We start from the raw sequence: 19,848 nt of genomic DNA, 5'->3' as shown, positions 1-19,848 counted from the left end.
GTAAAGCCTAGATATTTTCATTTTCTTCCAGTTGTTTTTTCATTTTATTATCCGGAAATAGCATCGAAACAATTACGGAAATCAGTAAAACTCCTCCTACAATTCCTAAAGAAACCGGAGATGGAATATGAATCCATGGAGCAATAAGCATTTTCACTCCAATAAAGGATAAAATAATCGCCAAACCATAGGATAATTTACTAAACATATAAATGAAATTAGCCAATAAGAAATACAGTGATCTCAATCCTAAAATGGCAAAAATATTTGAGGTGTAAAGGATAAACGGATCGTTCGAAATCGCAAAGATGGCAGGAATGGAATCTACCGCAAAAAGAACATCCGTAAATTCAATGACAGCAACCACCACCAAAAGTGGGGTCGCCATTTTTATTCCGTTTTGAATAGTGAAGAATTTATCTCCATCATAAGTGGAAGAAACTTTCCAAAAGCTTTTTACCAGTTTTGCACCGGCGGAATCGCTATAGTCTTCATTTTCCTGGTCGTCATGTCCTCCCCATGATTTTATTCCTGCATATACAAGAAACAACCCGAATAGGGTCATAACGACATTAATCTTTACAGGATCACCAAATACTTCCATTTCAGGAAGGTATGTCAGGTTGATAATTCCTATCCCTGCAAAAATAAATATCGCCCTGAATATTAAAGCACCGATAATTCCCCAAAACAACACCTTATGATGAAGATTTTTAGGAACCTTAAAGAATCCGAATACTAAAATAAAAACAAAAAGATTATCTACGGAAAGTGCCTTTTCTATCCAGTACGCTGCCTGATATTGGGTGAATTTTTCAACGGCCAGTTTATGCCCTTCAGCTTCATTAAAGACCCAATACACAACACCAGAGAAAATCATAGACAAAGAAATCCAAACCACCGACCAGATGGTAGCTTCTTTTGAGGAAACTTCGTGGCTTTTTTTATTAAAAATTCCTAAGTCTAAAAGCAACATAACCAATACTGTTATGGCAAATCCCCACACCAAAGCCGGGTGCAGATCTAATATATTTTGTTTCACTATGTTTTATATTAAAATATTGTGGATAGCTTACCGTCAAAGATACCATTTAAATCCAAGACAGCCTATTTATATTTCTGTGACTCTCGCCCGAAAGGAATAAAAAATTACTTCTCAGGCATCACTTTATAAGTCGGATCGTCCTGAATATTTACTTCGATAACTGCTTCAGCATTTTTCAGCATTTTCCGGCAATCTTCACTCAGATGTTTTAAATGCAGTTTTTTATTTTGCTGGGTATATCGTTTGGATAATTTGTCTAAAGCATCAATAGCACTCATATCAACAATCCGGCTTGCTTTGAAATCAATCACTACCTGTTCAGGATCGTTCATTGGGTCAAATTTATCTGTAAAAGTGGTAACAGATCCGAAGAATAACGGTCCGGAAATCTCATAGTATTTGATTCCGTTTCTATCGGTATATTTCCGGGCACGAATCCTTGTCGCATTATCCCAGGCAAAAACCAATGCAGAAATGATCACTCCTACTAAAACCGCCAATGCCAGATTGTGAAGAACAATGGTAATTAAAGCCACTGTTATTCCAACAAAAATATCAGACTTCGGCATTTTGTTGACAATTCTGATCGATACCCATTGAAAGGTACTGATTGCCACCATCATCATCACTCCCACCAAAGCCGCCATCGGAATTTTTTCGATAAAAGGGGCACCCACTAAAATGATAATCAAAATCATTAGGGATGCTATAATGCCTGAAAGTCTGGCTCTTGAACCGGCATTTAAATTTACTAAAGTCTGCGCAACCATGGCACAACCTCCCATTCCTCCAAAGAAACCATTCGTAATATTGGCTAAACCTTGCGCTACAGATTCTTTATTGGTATTTCCTTTTGAGTTTGTAATTTCATCAACCATAGATAATGTCAGCAATGATTCAATTAAACCAACTCCCGCCATAATCAAAGCATACGGAAAAATGATCTGTAAGGTTTCTAATGAAAAAGGAACACCCGGAATATGAAAACTTGGCAAGCTCCCGCTGATATGAGCAATATCCGCCACTGTCTTTGTATGGATCCCAAATCCTACAACAACTCCAAAAACAATTAAAATAGCAACCAGGGATGCCGGAACTACTTTTGTAATTTTTGGAAAGAAGTAAACAATCGCAATCGTCAAAGCGGTTAAACCAGCCATAATATACAGTGAAGTTCCTTGAAGCCAGTTTACATTTCTATTGGCATCGGTAATTTTGAACTGCTCGATCTGCGCCATAAAAATAATAACCGCCAAACCATTTAAAAAGCCATACATTACCGGTTGTGGAATTAATCTCACGAATTTCCCCAATTTCAGAACACCTACCAACAGCTGGAAAATCCCGGCAAGAACAACCGTTGCAAAGAGATATTCTATCCCATGGGTTTTTATTAAAGCTATTAAAACAACAATCGTTGCTCCTGCTCCACCGGAAACCATTCCGGGACGGCCGCCTAAAATTGCAGTAACCAGCCCCATCATAAAGGCAGCATACAAACCTGTAAGAGGAGAAAGTCCGGCAAGAATAGCAAACGACAGTGATTCAGGAATCATGGTCATTGCCACCGTAAATCCTGCTAAAATTTCATTTTTATAGTTGATTTTCTGTGAAAAGTCGAAAAGTTTAAAAGCTTTTTCCATTGGAAAAAATAGGTTTAAGGATGTAATTATAATTTTTTTTAATCCTAAAGGCGTTGCAACTTCAAAAGAAGTTTTTTGTTATCATAATTTCTGCAAAGGTAAAGACTTAAATATGAATCTGCAATTTCCTGTTTTTAGATATGAGTAAAAAAAACTGTACGTTATCTATTATCAATCAACGTATTGATTTTTTGGGCTATGACTTTAGAAGCTACAGGAGACCAATGCGTATCATCATAAAAATAAACATCAGGTTGACTGTCAATGTAGTTTTTCAAAACTTCTTTAGAATCAATATATAAATAATCTTTTTTAAAAGGACGGAGATGCTCAAAGAATAATGGTTTTTCAAAATGAGTCTTATCCTTTATATACTCATAATACAAGTCATATTTATCCGGAGAAGGTAATACAATCAGCTTAATATGTCTTTGTTGAAGTTTATGAGCTATTTTATTCAAAGTAATATTTAATGATATACTATTTGACAATTTATTATTCTCTTCCAGAGATAGAATATCATTTTTATAGAAAAGTAATTTATCAGACTTATTACTAAACAGTTTTTTCGAGCTCAGATTGTAATTATAAATTAGACCATTTGAAAGATAATTACTACTCAGAAAAAACTTAGGCAAATAATAAAGAGGAAACTGAAGTGTTGACTTGGAAAAGAAATCATACTCTATCTGCTCTTTTTCTAATTCTTTTTTATGATCTGCAACCAAAGAATCTATTTGATGCTGTGAAATTTTTGTTTTAAAGTTTATTCCTTTAAGATTCTCAATAAAGTCACGTTCTACATTCTGAAGAACAACATATTTAATTCTATAATGATCAAAGAAGTCTCCATTTGTAAGATTAATCAATCCTTGAATTTGATTATCAAAAATGAAACGATCCACATGCAAAACAGTATACTTTTCCGCTAAAAAATGATTATAACCATATCCTTTCTGTTCTGAAAATGAATCGCCTATTGTTAAAATATCAAAATCCCGTTTTTTGGTTTTCGACAATCTTTCGAATTTTTCTCGATCAGATAGGTCGAACCGATCCCTATAATTCTTATAAATATTAGGAATCATTCCCATTCTCAAAACATCAGGACTCTCAATCTTAATCATCCAGATTGATCTCACTCCGAACAAAATTATTGCAGGAAGAATAAAAAAAGCTGTTTTAAGTATAAATTTCCTGATCATCCGTTAAAATTGAAAATAAATAAATTGCTGTACGTTGCCTCCGAACCAAAAAATAGCAATAATGATTGCATAGTAGATTGCATACCTGAGAGGTTTCCTCCAATGTAAACCTAAGGTTTCAATAGCATACTTATCTTCACGTCCTTTCCATTCAATCATCATAAAAATTATAATCAGAACAATCACTATAATCGCTTTCTTCTTATGTTCAAATTCAGGGAGTTCTAATAGCGATTCAGAAAAAATTCCTGATATATAATGATAGGCATGCGTTATATTTTCCGCTCTAAAAAATATCCATGCAAAAACAGTCAGTCCAAAAGTTATTATGATTTGTAAAAACTCACTTAATGTTGGCAAAAGTCTGCCTTTCGATACCACTTCCATATTGTTTCGATTGGTTCTCATAATGATGGAAGGCATAATAAAAATTGCATTCAGCAATCCCCATACAACAAAGGTCCAATTCGCTCCATGCCAAAATCCGCTCACAATAAAAATAATAAATGTATTTCTTATCCGCATCCATTTTCCGCCTTTACTTCCTCCTAATGGAATATATAAATAGTCCTTAAACCATGAAGAAAGCGAAATATGCCATCGTCTCCAGAACTCAGCAAAATCTCTTGAAAAATAAGGGAAGGCAAAATTTCGCAACAAATCAATTCCAAATAGTCTTGCCGTACCTATAGCAATATCAGAATATCCTGAAAAATCTCCATAAATCTGGAAAGTAAAAAAGATAGCCCCTAAAACCAAGGCGCTTCCATTCATATCTGCAGAATTATTAAAAATCTGATTTGCAAATTCTGCACAATTATCTGCTATTACTATTTTTTTGAATAATCCCCAAAGTACCTGCCGCATACCATCTACAGCTTTATCATAATTAAAAAACCTTTTCTCTTTAATCTGCGGAAGAAGATGAGTAGCTCTTTCTATCGGTCCGGCCACTAAAAGGGGAAAGAAACTTACAAATAATGCATAATCTATAAAATTCTTTTCTGCTTTAATCTTATTATTATAAACATCTATTACATAGGAAAGTCCATGAAAAGTATAAAAAGAGATACCTAATGGAAGAATTACATGAATTAATATTGGACTAGATTTCCAACCTAGATATTCAAAGAGCTCCGCAAAAGATGTTGCGAAAAAGTTATAGTATTTAAATACTCCTAAGAATCCGAGATTGATAACAATGCTTAACCAAAACCAAATCTTTTTGATTTTTAAATTCCCTGCATCTTGCATTTTCAAACCTGTAAAATAATCCAATAAGGTAGAAAACATCAGCAAAAAGAGAAAACGCCAATCCCAACAAGCATAGAAAACGTAACTCGCTATAAATAATAATCCGTTTTGAAATTTTAAATTTTTATTGACTAAGCTCCAATATATTACAAAAACGATTGGCAAGAAAATTAAAAATTCTATGGAGTTGAATAACATTCTGTTTGTCTATTTTAGCAGATTTATTTTATTGCTTTTCTCTTGATTTCCAAATATACAAACTTCACTGAAGGAAATATGATATTCATTGATAATAAGATAATACATTCCATTAAAAAAGGCTGCATTTATTTGCAGCCTTTCATGGTTATTAGTTTTTAAGAACATCTTTTATTCCTTCCAGGCCTTCACTGAACTGGGCAAGCAAAGCAACCACCTGCGCCATTCTGTCGTTCTCTCCCAGACCTTTCAGTGTTTTATTTTTCACAAATGTTTTTTTGATCTCTTCCCAACGCTCCGTTTCATTTTCATTCATTATTCCCATCAACTCCTTTAACTTTAGCATATTCGCTTCTGCTCCAGTTGTTAAAGTCTGAGATTCATTCTGATAATGATTCAGGACACTTTGTGTTACCTCATCTTCTTTCAAAATCGGTTGGATCTGGGCAATCAGTTTATTCATATTTCGGTAAGATCCCTGCAATTTAAAAGTTGGCTCGTTTCTGTATTCATCGGCCATGGCTGCAGAAGAAATATATTGAGCATTTACTTTTAAAACTGTTTCTCTTACTTTCAATGTATTTTCCAGTACTTTTCTGAAATCTGAAATTTCGTTGGAGCTAAAGTTTCCGATTAAATCAACATTTGGATTATCCGAAACGATGCTGCCATACAATTCGTATAAGTTTTGCATTCCCGGATTCGTAAGTCTTGTGAGATATTCATTGGACATCAAAGCATTTTCAATTAAGCTTAAATCAAACAAATCAGTTTTACTGCCTGAAATCTCCCCCAAATTATAGGTATCTGAACGGTTAGCCAACATATCCGGAATTCTGAATTTCTCACCGCTTTCCGTATATGGATTTCCTGCCATTATCAGACAAAAACGTTTTGATCTTAAGTCATACGTTTTGCTTTCGCCATTGTAGATTCCTTCAATTTTTCTCTGCCCGTCTGCTAAAGAAATGAATTTCTGCAAAAATTCAGGGTTGCAATGCTGAATATCATCCAAATACAGCATTACATTATCTCCCATTTCCAAAGCCAAATTCAGCTTTTCAAGTTCCTGTCTTGCCCCTGCATTTTTAGCTTCGTCCGGATCTGTAGAAACAATATCGTGACCAATGGACGGACCATTAATTTTCATAAAAACCAATCCCATTCGGTCTGCCATATATTCCATCAAGGTCGTTTTACCGTAACCAGGAGGCGAAACCAGAAGCAGCATTCCCATTCTGTCAGTACGCTTGTCATTTCCTACGGTTCCCAACTGTTTTGCCAGATTGGCTCCGATTAAAGGAAAATAGACTTCACTGATCAGTTTATTTCTTACAAAAGAACTCAGAACCTGAGACTGGAACGTCTCTATTTTCAGGGCTTTCTTTTTCTCATTCACCCATTTTGCCTTCAACTCATTCAGATGTCTGAATTTCGGAACAGTAATCTCGCTGTAGTGTTTTAAACGTGATGTGAATTCATAATAATTCAAAATATATTCAGTATCTTTTTCCAGAGAGCGTAATTCTTTTAAGCTTACTTCATAAGTTGTGTAGCGAATATTTTTTTCTTCAAAATTCTGAGAAATTAAAAACACTGCTACTTCCTTAATAATTCCGTTTTCGATATTTAATTCTGTATGACCTACAAATGCTTCCAACGCGCTTTCTGCCATTGAAAAACATGCAGAAGGATAAAGATGCAGCATTTTCAGCTGATCTGTAAATTCAATATCTTTCGCTTGTTCTTTTAAATTTTTTAAAAAGGTTTGATACAAAGCCGCTGCTTTTTCAGAGATCATAAAATGCTGTCGGTCTTCTGTTTTCAAATATTCCGCAGCATTTGAAAAATCAACATCTAAAAAAAACTGATATTGTTCCGCAAAGGCTTTAATTTCTTTTGACAGTTCAGCATTTAATCGTTCAAATCCATTTTTTGAAGTAAATGATGATGAAATCAGAGAAATAATTTCAAACTGTTTTTGATAATATTCTTTTCTTTCGTCTTCCAAAAAGTTCCAGAACAACTGCGCTAAAGCTCTTTCTTCAGAAGTAAACCTCATCAGTCCCAATTCGTTGTGGATCTGCTGAAGTTTTGAAACAATCGTTAAAGCATCTTCATCGTGAATGCCTTTTACCAAACCTTCTCCAAAATGCTGAGTCATAAACTGCTGTATAAAATCCCGGTTTTGCTCTTCAGTCTGAATATTTTTATGTTTTGAAAATATATTCCAGGCCAGATATTCAAAACGTTTTACAGCATTGTTTTCAGAGATAAATTCCTGATTCCAGACTTCTTTATAGTCTGAAAGGGCGTCAAATTGCAACCGCTCATAAAATGCAGTTCCGGTTAAATGATAATAGTACTGTGCATTTCGCATTACCAACGTAAGATCCAGCTTCTGCTGATTGACTGCGAATTTATAATCACCTAAAGCAATCACATGATCTCCGTCTGCATAAATCTCTTTTTTATCCTTAAGTTTTCTTACCGATTCCTGTTGAGAGGTTTTTAACAGCGTCTGAATTTCTTCCGATTTCGCCGAGTCTTCCATTTCGCTCAACTGCCTTGAAAGATCCCGTACTTTTTCCACCATCAGATCTGTAGCAAAATACCCGTTGATCTCGTTTTCCGAATCAAAAGATTCTGCTTTGGTCTGCACAGATTTTAAAATTCTCTTTGCTGAATCGTACAGACTTTGAGTACGCTTGTTTCTCGATTCTGTAAGCTGAACTCTTTTATTCTGGAAATGTCCGTAAACCTCTTCTCTTTTCTCCCCGATTTTCTGAATAAATTCATCAAAATCAACAAATTTCGTTTCCATTTCTTCCAGTTGGATGGAAAGTTTGGTGAGATATTCATCACATTTTTCAGGAGTTTGAGAAAGTTCCAAAAAGTTAATGACCGACTGATCAAACAGTGTCATCTGCGCCTGAAAATCTGCAGAAAGCTCTTTCCCTGAAATTTCTCTTTTACGTTTGGTTAACTCCAGTCTTTCCTGGTTCAGCCTTGCAAAAATCACAGAGATATTCTCAATGATCTGAGTTGAATGAGAGGTATCTTCAATTTTTAAATTATTGACGATATCCACCAAAAGCTCAAGCTGCCCGGAAAGATTTGTAATTTCTTCATCAATCGTTTTTGCATCGATCGCTTTCTGAAGATTGATGATGTTTTCAGATATTGTCTGTGCTCTTTGCTGATAGGGAGCTAATGAATTTTCCTGCAAAAGGAAATTCACACAGGCATTCGACAATTCGTCTGAACGGTCTGCTAAAGATTTCTCCAGCTGATCCAGTAAAGGAACTTCCACATATTTTAACTCTCTTGCGCCGGTAATTTCCCCACGTAACGCACGGATTTGTGAAAGCATATCAATATAATCGGTAAGCTGGGAATAATTGATCCTTTTGGTATCGTCTAGAATTTTCTCACAGACTGCTTTGATTTTTTCAACTGCTTCTGCGGTACTTTTCTTCTGCTCTACCACTTTTTCATATTCATTGATCGCAGAATGAGCTATATTTCTGATTTCTTTTAAAGGAAGATCAAGATTCTGAACTTCATCATCATTTAAAAAATAATAAGAGTCTAAAATGGCCGTCGAAAGTTTTACAATATCATCATACAATCCGCTGTAAGAGTCTTTCTTGTTCAAAAGCGTGATCAGTTCCTGGCTTTCTGCCATTACCCGGACAATATCCTTATTGCCGATTTTATATAAAAGGCTGTCAGATTTTTCCAGATTTGGCTGTAATTCCTTAGAGTAAGGAGTTTGCCAGATTTGAGCCAAATGATGTTTGGTGGTTTCTACGCTTTCACGAAGATAAATGAGTTCACCATTGTTCAAAATTGTATAACCACTGCAGCGGATCGGTGTTTCAATGGTCTGTGTGATGATATTGTATGAAATCAGCTGATAATTATTGGTTTTGTCATCATAGAAAACATACATAAAGTTCTCGCCATTCGGCTCCTGAATGGTTTTCAGATAATGAAGCCTGTTAATATCCTGAGAAATCACTTTTAAACCTCCGGTCTGTAAAGCATATCCGTTGGAAAATAAAATCCCCTGATTTTCCGGAAGCAAGACTCCTGAATGTTTTAAAGTATCAACTCTGGAAACGTTTTTTTCTTTATGATTATAAATGAAATACCGTTCTGTTTCCTGATAAGGTCTTATTTTAAAAATCACCAGATTATCCAGATCACAGAAATGAATTTCAGCATCATCCAGATTCTGGTCTTTGTGAATGACATCTTCCGAGTAAATTCCTTTCCCTGTTTCGGTATTGTCTTCAATTTTAATGGTGATATCTCCTCCGATGGATTCTACAAATACTTTATCTGCTAAAGAAACGTGAGGAAATTTTCCGTTTCGCTGCATATCCCTCGTTGCCTTCGTCCAGGCAAAACCATGCTGTGGCGGATATGTGACTTCCGAAGCACTTCTTGAATCAACATAGACTAACTGATCTTCTTTAATGAGCCATTTGAAGGCTTTGATATCGGTCGTACTTTCAGACAGCTGAAAAACCATATATAAATAGTTTTCGGTGAAGTGAAAGCGTGCGAAGAAAGTATTTCTGTAATATTTATAAAGATTTTTAAATTCATCAATAAATACTTCATCGTTAATTAATGAAGAATCCTGGGGTTCAAAACGGTTATTATTAATTTTATAAACTGAAAAAACATCGGTGATATTAATTTCCGTCTGCAACCCGAGGTGCGCATTAGACCCGAAGATCAAACTGTCTTTTAATGAATAAATATCTTTTGCGACACAATTGTGATCGGTGGAAATTCTTTCATTGGCAATTAAAGAGAAATCCACTCCGCCAAAAATATCTTTCCGTTTTTCATTAAGCTGCTGCAATCGCTGAATCAGATCACTTTTCTGATCATTCAGACGGTTCTGTATAATTTCGTATGTCCCTGAATTTAATTTTTCTGACATAGTAATGAGATATTAAATGTTAGATGCTAGATTTTAGACTATCATCGTAATGTTAAAAACATTTATTTCTTAACCATCAAGGCTATTAAATAATTAAGAATCATTAAGTTTAATTTCGCTTTAAGTTTCACGCTATAAAAATCTATTGATTTCTTAATTAAACTTAACACCTTAATAAAATCTTAATGGTTAAATTTTTTAAAAAACTCCCAAAGTATGATTAAAAAGTATACAATGAGAGTTTTACAATATATTTAGTCGTGTTTTTATCTGATGGGTTTCTGGTCTATTCCCAAATGTTTTGCCATATCCATCGCTCTGTCCAGAAGACCTCTTTCCTGCTGATTGGCCATATTATTCAATTTGAAAATAAGGCTTGCAATACTCATGTTTTTGATATCTTCAGAAGAAATATTGTATTTATCAACCATTCCCATCACTTTGGAAATTAAGTTTTCACCATCTCCCAAAAGATTTTCTTTCACCAACTGAGCATTTTCACTGTGGCTGATAAATTTATCCAGTCCCTTTCCTGCAGAAACCTGACGAACCACATTATCAAAGAAGGTATTGTCTCCACCCACGATATCAATTTTTGCAGTTTTGAACGCTTCAGCCAAAACTCCAGCCTGAGCCTGTGCAATGTCTTTCTGGATTGAAATCTGAGCCAGTTCAACTTCTTTTTCTTTTGCTAAGGTCAGACGGAATTCTTCGTGATCTTTTCCGGCATCATTCAGCTTCTTCATCGCTTCTGCTTTTTCGGTAATTCCTGCCGCTTCTGCCAATGCTTTTTCTTTGATGACTTCAGCCTGAGCAATTCCTTCTTTTCTGATGGCATCCGCTTTTTTCTCAATCACGACAGCTTCTACAATTCCCTGTCTTTCTAAAGCTTCTGCTTTTGCCTGCATTACCTGTGCTTCAGATAAACCTACCGTAGCTTCTTCTTTTGCTTTTGCATCTGCGATGATCTTACGAGCTTCTGCTTCTTTTTCTGCAGCATCTCTTTTGGCCTGTGCTTCAATTACATATTTCTGAGCATCTTTTTCTGCTGCTAATTTTCTTGCTTCGGCAGCTCTCGTTTCTCCGATCAATTTCTTTTCCGCTTCCTGAGTTGCTAAGGTTATTTCAACCTGCTTATTTCTTTCTGCAGTTTTGAAAGCTTCAAGATCTTTGATTCCCTGCTGTTCTTCCACCACGGTTTTCTCCATTGTTAAACGCTCACGGATTGCATCCTGAATGCTTTTCTTCTCCAGTTCTATCGCTTTATCTTTTTCAATCTGTGCCAAAGAAACAATTCGCTCTCTTTCTGTTGCTTCCAACATTTTGTCTTTCTGCACCCTTTCCGTTTCTACCAAATCGGCACGTTCTTTATTTTTAGCAGCAATAACCACCTGTCTCTGTTTGTTTTCTTCGGCGATCTGAAGTTTTTCCTCCGTGGCAATACGAACGGTTTCATATTTTAATCTTTCTTCTTCATCCACTTTTAGAATTTCAGCATTTTCACGTGCTTTGATATTAGCTACTTCTCTTTTTTGAGATTCTTCTTTTTCAGCCAGTTGTTTTTCCAGCTCCAAAATCGCTTCACGGGCTTCTACATTTTGCTTAGTGATGGTTTTTTCCTCATCCCTGCGAACCTGATTGGCTTTAATATTTTGAGTTGCCGTTAATTCTGTGATTTTTTTAATCCCTTCAGAATCAAGAATATTGTCTTTATCTAAGTTTTCAATTGAGGTCTGCTCCAGGTAATCGATCGCGCAGTCATCTAACACATATCCATTTAAGTCTGTCCCGATAATATCTAAAATCTCCTGACGGAATTCGCTTCTTGCTTCATACAGTTCAATGAATTCAAATTTTTTACCTACTGTTTTTAAGGCTTCTGAGAATTTGGCTTCAAATAATTCTCTAAGGGTATTGATATCTGAAGCTCTCTGACAACCGATCGTCTGGCCAACGTTTACAATATCATCAACAGATTTATTGACTCTGATGAAGAAAGCCACCTGAATATCGGCTCTCATATTGTCTTTACAGATCAACCCCGCTCTTCCCTCTCTTGAAATTTCCAGCTTTTTCACTGAAATATCCATCGATTCCATTCTGTGAATGATCGGGATTACAATTCCGGCATTGAAAAAGACTTTTGTTCCTCCATATCCTGTTCTTAAAATAACGATTCCCTGTACAGTTTTTTTATACATTGAAAGAATCCAGAAAATCAATCCGATAGATGCGATTACCGCAACAACAATTCCTACAATTAAAGGCATATTCATAATGTTATAGTTTATATATTTTAATGTGTTTTTTATTTAATTTTTAAAGAAAAAGATCAAGGAGAAAATTCAAAATTTCCATGAAAATCATTAGCATTTTATTTTTTTAAAGGTGTAATTCTTTAGCTACATAGTATATTCTTTTATCCGGATCTTCGTCTACAATGACAACACGGTCACCATGTTCTATCATTTCGCCATTTTTACTTTTCACCATAAGCGTCATAGGATCACTTCCGATAAAAACCTCCAGTATTCCTGTTTTTGTTCCGTTGATACTGGATTTCATCCTGCCCTCTCTTCCAAGAAAATCATGCGGGCGTTCTCCTTTATGATTAATTTCCTTAAAGAAAGGATTTAACGGTTTGAGCATAATTTTTGTCAATAATATACTTCCGATCAAGAGTGGCAATATGATAACGATTCCCAACCAGGTAGGCATTGGCAGAAACATTGTAAGATACACCGAACCCAGCCAGGTAAAAAGCAATGTAAGCGTCAGAAAATAAGTCATCGGAACGATATCCAGATTCAAAAACTTCAGAAACTGAACCCACGCCGAAGGATCTTCAGGAATATGAACATGACCATCCGGTGCATCAAAATCTGTATCAATATCGGCATCTATTCCGACATCAATATCCAATCCTGTAACAATCGTAAACACCCAGTACAATGCTGAAAGGATCAGCAAAACACTAAGAACCGTATTGACCGGAGAAAAAGCTACATTCAAAAATTCCTGAAAATTCATCGTTATTCTTTTTTAAGGGATTCCTTTAATTTTTTCAAAGCATCCTCAGCTTGTGTCTCATCATTTTTTACTACCGCATCAATTTCATCATCAATCGACTTTCCTGCATTTGATATATCCAAATATGCTTCTGCCAAAGCTTCCTGCTGCACAACTCTCTCTTTCAATTTTTCGAGCATATTGACTGTAGAATGCGTGTCGATCTGCGTCATTTGCTTATTAATATCTTTTGTCGCTTCACTCACCTGAACTCTCGCTTTTAAAGTTTTCAGTTCATTTTCCCATTTCGCAATGTTGGATTTCAGCGTATTGATATTAGTCTGCATTTTTTCGCATTCCGCATGAAGTTTTTCATGTTCCTTATTCAGATGTACTGCATTTTCCTGAGCTGCGGTCTGTTTTTTTAACGCTTCTTTTGCCAAACGATCGGCTTCTTCCGCAGAAACTTCTCCTTTTTCAGCTTTTTGGACCAAAACAATAGCTTTTCCATAATAATCTTTAGCAGTCTGATCTTCTCGCTCCGATTCATTTTTTTTACGGATCGACAGCGCTTTCAGCTGAGCTAAAGCCTCAACGCTTTTCGCCAACTGTTCTTTCATATCTCTTATTCCTTGTTCTGTAAGTTTAATCGGATCTTCAAATCCGTCGATTGCTGAGTGAATTTCAGCTTTTCCTATATTAAACAGTCTTTTAAAAATATTCATATCAATATTTTTTTATTTTATTTACTCATATTAATCATTTCCGTATTGAATTCTCCTACAAGAATCCCCAGAGAATTGATGGAAGCCATCACTTCATTCTGTGCCATATTATCTGTGGGAAGCGTATCTCTGAAGATCACTCTTTTCCCGGATCCGTCCAATACAAAAGCTCCATGTACAATATCTCTGTTTTTCTGTAACAAAGTTCTGTAGATCGACTCGGTTGGATGTTTAATTTCAAAAAGAAACTGCTCCATGATCAGTATAGAATCAGAAATAATCAAAATCATATTTTTAATTCCGTTCGATTCTTTTTCAATGATCAGAATTGACTGCCCTTCATCTTCAAAGGTCACATTGAACTCATAATCCAACAGCCACTCTTTTACTTTTTCAAAATTTTTATTCTTCATATTTGATCCTTTATTCACGATTGTATGATACAAATATAGAATTAAATTTTAGGATTGCAAATATTTTTAGCAATTATTTTTAACATTTTGCCTTATATTTGCAAAAAGGATTAGATAGCTATGAGTTTTTTCGGCGTAAACATCAAGAAAATAAGACAAGTTAAAGGCCTGAGTCAGAAAGCTTTCGCAGATCTCTTCGAATTAAACCGAGGAGTCATAAGTGCCTACGAGGAAGGCAGAGCTGAGCCTAAGATCGAAACTGTTTTAAAAGTTGCTCATTATTTTAGCCTCGACCTTGATGACTTTCTTACCAAAACCCTTCAGGTAAATCATTTAGCCAGTCCATCCAATATTGACAGCTTGATGTTTGTAAATGAAACCCCTACCTCTTCGCAACTCTCTATTCAGAAGCAGGAGATTTCAGCAGAAGAAAAGATCATGCAAAAAATTTTAGCAAATTCAGATTTTGTCTATGAATTTACTCTGAGCAGCCCAACTTTTTCACATTATCAGACAGGCGATATTCTTTTTTTAAAACTCGCCAATCCTCAAAATGAAATATCCCAAACGCTTTACACTTTAAAAAACGAAACCCTGAAAGCAGTTACCAATACAGACACCAAAAATAAAGAGCCTTATTATAAAATAATAGGTTACTTTTCCTTTGAACAAAAAAATATCCTTGCCAGTATTTTGGAAAGGATAGAAAATTTGGAGAGAAAATAAAAGGTAATTATCAAAAAAAGTAATGGGGCAACGTTATGCCGGAGTCGAACCGGATAATTTTGACAGAATAACTGACTACATTATTCCTCCCCTTTCAATGGTAACGAAGTAACTTTTTTCTACGACACTTTTATTATTTTTAAACAAGGCAACAATCAAAAAGTGCAATGTCGTGCTCTAACCAACTGAGCTACTTTTCCTATATTATTTTTGTGTTTTATGGTGGAAAAGACGGGACTCGAACCCGCGACCCCGTCGTGATGAGCGAAGTAATACTATTCTACGGCACTTGTTTTTATTTTTAAACAGACAAGGTAAAAAACGAAAAAGGTATTTGTGCTCTTTTCAGAGCGCCGCTCTTACCCGATTTGGGCAGTGAGCCGGCAATTCTACATCTGCGAGAGACTTGCGCTTTCTTACGAAAACTTTTGCCCAGTTGGTTTTCAACCCAACCTCACTAGTTCGGTCGCCCGAATTTCGCTACCTTAGGACCGTTATAGTTACGAAGTAACCTTTCTCTACGACACTTATCCGTAAATTTTTAAATTAAAAAGAGGCAAAAGACGAGAAAACCCTTATATAAATCATTTTCAGATTTATTCTGGAGTCGAACCAACATCTTAGGATTAACCGAAGTAAGTTTTCTCTAACAGCACTCTTTGTTTTAAATCAAGGTAATAATTATGGAATCTTCCGTGCATTTGCTCTACCGTCTGAGCTACTTCTCCTTTCCGGGGGAAAAGGCAGGAATCGAACCTGCGACCCAATGTTTATTCAATCTCGAAGTATGATTCTAAAACGACACTTGATTTTTATTTTTTAAATAATGATTGTGAAATCGAGCAATTTTTAAAAAGAGATTGTGTTTCAATGTAAAGTAGAAGTAACTCTTTTTTACGGCATCGATTACTTTAAGTAAGATAAAAAATCAAACAGAGACTTTGCATGCGGCACGTTACCTATTTACGCCATTCCGAATGTTAGGAACAGGACTCGAACTGTATAACCGCTCCTTAACGAAGAAATTCTGTTTTATGACACTTACTTTTTTAAGTTTTTATGGTTATTGTTTTTTTGTTGAAGTAAAATTATCACTTCAGTGCGTACTCTTTTTACGCAGTTAAATTTATTTTTAAAAAACCAAGTAACAATTTTAAGAGTTTTTTGAATATTTTCAAATTGGAAGTTTGACGATGAAACTCTTGATAACGACATTGATTAGTTTAAACCGAGCAATATAACGAAAAGACTCTTGTTCAAGTGGAAATCGAAGGAATTCTTTTCTTACGGCATCGGTTATTTTTTCTTGTCATTGCGAGGAGCGAAGCGACGAAGCAATCTTTAATTATTTAAATAGCATTTCATTAAAGTTTGGGATTACTTTTTTAGCCACTTTCAACACTTCTTGATTTGGTTGATGAATATAAGTTTGTTGTAATATATCTGTCAAAAAGTTATTCAAATCATCAGTGATTTTAATAAATTCAATAATCATTTCTCCAGTTTTATCTCCATCAAATTTAATTATTGTCTTATAGTATAAATCTACATCATCACTAATATGACCACTAATATTGTTTCTAATAGTTTTCATATCCGTTTCGTACTTATATTCTTTCTTAAAAGTCCTAATTGAATTATTAATATTTACAAAATTTTCTTGGAGATGTGGAAGAGCTTTTTCGGAAATCACATTCAAGAATTGCCTATATTTATTAAAAGTTTTAAAACTCTCAAAAACAGTCAAATATACATTCTTAATTACATAAATCTTTTCCCAGTTATTTGAAGCATTATAAAGCATTTTACTAGATACGGCCAAATCTAGAGTAGCAATAGCAAACAATGAAACCACATCATTTATTTTCCTAACTAAATCAAAACCATCTAAACACAAATCAATATTATTCGTATCAAAATGTGTTTTTACACAATCAATTATTTTATTTGCCTTCATTGCTGTATCTAACACACCTGTAAAGACAGTAACTGTAGAATCTGCAGAATCATTAAAGCTCTTACCTCTGATTTCCATAATTGTTTTTTTTAATTTTCTGTCTTAGCCCCGATTGCAACGACATCCTTTTGTGTAGCAAAGCGGAACAAAAGATATAGTGAAAAGCGGGAAACAGCTCCTAAAAATAGACGGTTATTAGTTTTTATTTTTAAAAGCAGTGCCTTTTACAGCACTACTTTTTTAATCATTTCTATGGCAGATTTTCGGTCTTCCAAAGCATTCAGTACGTCGAAAATTTTGTCGGACCAACCCGCGATCAAGTATACATCATTTTTTCTGACATCCAAAGGTTGTCTTCCGTAACCCGCCAAGTCAAAAATATACAATTTTGCATTGGGATTGATACTTTTATACTGATTCCATGAATCTTCAAAAGAATTTCGGGTTCTATTGCTGTTCCACATTTGTGTGTCTGTGAAAAGCATTATTTTATCTACTTTTTCACGTCTGTTCAGCAAATCTTTAATCACCAGATAACCGTTTGTAGAATAACCCACTTCACCTTCTCTTTTATAGAAAGCATCTACGTTGGTCAAAATACCGCTTTTAGGCATCGGAACTCTTTTCCACCTGCTACCGAACATACCTGTAATCACATTTTTACACTGTGACTGCAACATCATTGACATCAGTAAACCGATATCGTACAACAATACTTTAGATTTTGGAGAAACCGGTTGCTGCATCGAACCTGAGACGTCTGCCGCAATCACAACCGAAGTATCAAAACCAAAACCTTTAATATTTTTCGCACTGACCATCACTGCACTTTCCAATGCTTCCATGATGGATGAGGTATATTTTGAATCGATATTTTTCAATTCTCTATACGCTGCCAAAAATCTGAATGGCAATTGTTTTGAGTTTCTTACGGCTCTTTCATCCGACAAATAGCTGCATACTTTGTTCATTGCTTCCGGAGAAACGTTGGCTTCCAGAATATTTCTAAGGTTTCGCAACGTTGCCATATAACCCAATTTATTGCTGAAAATCAATTCTTCCCATTTGTTTTTGAAAGCTAATTTTCTTTCCGCTTTATCTGTGAATTTTGTCTGACCCAATACTGAAAGTTCAACTTCCCAAGTGTAAGGAGTTTCCAAAGAATCGTTAACGATTTTGTCGAAAATAGCCTGTTGATTTTCATCTTTTGCTTTTGGGTGAACCAAGAACAAGGCGTCTTTCAAGGTAACTTCTGCTTTTCTGTTATATTTTGCGAACTGGTATTCATCAAATTTATTGAATGATTTTACCAAACCTTTCTGAATTTGTTTTGAAAGTTTGTTCAATTTTTTCAAATCTGTTCTTTCGTTCGCCAATTGGTAATACGCCAGCAATTCTGTGATTTCGTCTGCTCTCTGGATAACGCCATCAACAGTTCTGCTTACCAAGTCTGTACCCGAAGCTTGTTTTGCCAATTTGATTGTCAAAACCAATGGAATCGAACGCAAATACATATCTTTTCTTACGTAAATTGCTAATTTTGCGACGAATTCGGGATCATTTTTCAGAATCAGAGACTGGATTCTCGCCAATCTGTCATTTCCTTTTTCATAAGTTGTGTTTGATAATCCTGTTGTAACAACAGCACTGTACAATTCTTCTGCAGGCGTCATGGTGTAAGCCTTTTCACCTTCGTAGTTAGCTACTACTTTATTCTCTTTTCTTAAAAAATTAAATTTCATGGTTACTGTTTTTAGTTAAACATTTTTGGAGGATTATCATTTCCTCTCTGATTTCTTATGCAAAGTAAGAAGGGTTTTGCGCAATGTTTTTGCGTAGTGAAAATTTTTGTGAAAAATTCTTATTTTTTTGTTGGAAAATCGCAAAAGCGCTAAGTTTTCTTTTTATTTATGCCGTTTTTAAGTCGCAAGGATTTTTATCTGTGATAAAAATTTTGTTGTGTGTATTACGATCAAGGTTAATTCGTGTTGAAACTTTGAAAATAAACATTCACAGAGTTTGTCATTCTGACGAAGGAAGAATCTCATTTTTGTTCTGAGAGATTCTTCATTTCACTTCATTTCATTCAGAATGACAGACATAACGTTGAAACAACATCAACACAACATCAACCAAATACAATCTATCTATCATTCATTTCAAATAAAGGAATCAAAAGTCTGAAGTTTTTGAAAATACCTTTTCTAGCTTTGTTTTATTAAAATTTAAACTATGATTAAAGGATTGTATGAAACCCATGTCCAGGTAAGTGATTTAAACACTGCAATAAAATTCTATACTGAAGTTTTAGGATTGGAATTCGCTCATAAGGACGAAACCCGTCCGATTGCCTTTTTATGGATCAGGAAAAATAAAGAATCAATGTTGGGTTTATGGGAGCAAAAAGAGAATTTCCAAACTAGACACTTTGCATTTACCGCCGACAAAGAAGATATTCTGAATTATTCTGTTGAATTTCTAAAAAACAAAAATCTGAAGCCCTACAATTTTCTGAAAGACGGAAATACACAACCTATGGTTTTTGCGTGGATGCCTGCTTTAGCGATTTATTTTAATGATCCTGATGGAAATCAACTGGAATTTATCTCTATTTTAGAAGGCGATGGGAAACCGGAATTAGGCGTGCTTTCTTATGAGGAATGGCTGGAGAAAAAGTAATTTTTTATTTCCCACAGATTTCTCAGATTTACAC

The 19,848-nt window shown here is 35.0% G+C and carries 13 protein-coding genes; 2 read left to right on the top strand and 11 right to left on the bottom strand.

The annotated features are described in order from the left end of the window. Positions 1-7 precede the first annotated feature (7 nt). The 9 genes from P0Y62_17235 to P0Y62_17195 all read right to left on the bottom strand — a co-directional run bounded on the left by P0Y62_17235 (position 8) and on the right by P0Y62_17195 (position 14,452). Entirely contained in the window at positions 8-1,045 is a 1,038-nt protein-coding gene (locus P0Y62_17235) for a TerC/Alx family metal homeostasis membrane protein (GenBank protein WEK71823.1), read from the bottom strand. A 104-nt stretch (positions 1,046-1,149) separates the two neighbouring features. Continuing rightward, on the bottom strand, positions 1,150-2,688 hold the full coding sequence (locus P0Y62_17230) for a SulP family inorganic anion transporter (GenBank protein WEK69550.1): 1,539 nt from the start codon (positions 2,686-2,688) through the stop codon (positions 1,150-1,152). A gap of 161 nt (positions 2,689-2,849) precedes the next feature. Continuing rightward, positions 2,850-3,815 (bottom strand): hypothetical protein, encoded by a 966-nt coding sequence (locus P0Y62_17225; protein WEK69549.1) that lies wholly within the window; start codon positions 3,813-3,815, stop codon positions 2,850-2,852. A gap of 81 nt (positions 3,816-3,896) precedes the next feature. Beyond that, positions 3,897-5,345, bottom strand: coding sequence for an MBOAT family protein (locus tag P0Y62_17220; GenBank protein WEK69548.1), 1,449 nt, complete (start codon positions 5,343-5,345; stop codon positions 3,897-3,899). Between the two features lie 151 nt (positions 5,346-5,496). After that, the gene (locus tag P0Y62_17215) at positions 5,497-10,305 is read right to left on the bottom strand and encodes a DNA repair ATPase (GenBank protein WEK69547.1); all 4,809 of its coding nucleotides are present in this window, start codon (positions 10,303-10,305) and stop codon (positions 5,497-5,499) included. 266 nt (positions 10,306-10,571) lie between these two features. Next, a complete protein-coding gene (locus P0Y62_17210) occupies positions 10,572-12,581 on the bottom strand; it encodes an SPFH domain-containing protein (protein ID WEK69546.1) in 2,010 nt (669 codons plus the stop codon). A gap of 106 nt (positions 12,582-12,687) precedes the next feature. After that, a complete protein-coding gene (locus tag P0Y62_17205) occupies positions 12,688-13,335 on the bottom strand; it encodes a hypothetical protein (GenBank protein WEK69545.1) in 648 nt (215 codons plus the stop codon). A gap of 2 nt (positions 13,336-13,337) precedes the next feature. Further along, a complete protein-coding gene (locus tag P0Y62_17200; GenBank protein WEK69544.1) occupies positions 13,338-14,039 on the bottom strand; it encodes a PspA/IM30 family protein in 702 nt (233 codons plus the stop codon). A 17-nt stretch (positions 14,040-14,056) separates the two neighbouring features. Further along, a complete protein-coding gene (locus P0Y62_17195) occupies positions 14,057-14,452 on the bottom strand; it encodes a YbjN domain-containing protein (protein WEK69543.1) in 396 nt (131 codons plus the stop codon). A gap of 120 nt (positions 14,453-14,572) precedes the next feature. Between P0Y62_17195 and P0Y62_17190 the strand changes: the two genes are divergently transcribed. Beyond that, on the top strand, positions 14,573-15,178 hold the full coding sequence (locus P0Y62_17190) for a helix-turn-helix transcriptional regulator (GenBank protein WEK69542.1): 606 nt from the start codon (positions 14,573-14,575) through the stop codon (positions 15,176-15,178). A 1,345-nt stretch (positions 15,179-16,523) separates the two neighbouring features. On the opposite strand, the gene P0Y62_17185 is transcribed toward P0Y62_17190, so the two are convergent. Further along, entirely contained in the window at positions 16,524-17,213 is a 690-nt protein-coding gene (locus tag P0Y62_17185) for a hypothetical protein (protein ID WEK69541.1), read from the bottom strand. A gap of 146 nt (positions 17,214-17,359) precedes the next feature. Then, positions 17,360-18,877, bottom strand: a complete 1,518-nt coding sequence (locus tag P0Y62_17180) for a TROVE domain-containing protein (GenBank protein ID WEK69540.1) — start codon at positions 18,875-18,877, stop codon at positions 17,360-17,362. Between the two features lie 490 nt (positions 18,878-19,367). On the opposite strand from P0Y62_17180, the gene P0Y62_17175 reads away from it, so the two are divergent. Continuing rightward, positions 19,368-19,814, top strand: a complete 447-nt coding sequence (locus P0Y62_17175) for a VOC family protein (protein WEK69539.1) — start codon at positions 19,368-19,370, stop codon at positions 19,812-19,814. Positions 19,815-19,848 lie beyond the last annotated feature (34 nt).

Source organism: Candidatus Chryseobacterium colombiense (genome assembly GCA_029203185.1).
GTDB classification, from domain to species: Bacteria; Bacteroidota; Bacteroidia; order Flavobacteriales; family Weeksellaceae; genus Chryseobacterium; species Chryseobacterium colombiense.
The sequence above is the reverse complement of the archived record's forward strand: the minus strand, read 5'-3'. Positions and strand labels throughout refer to the sequence as shown.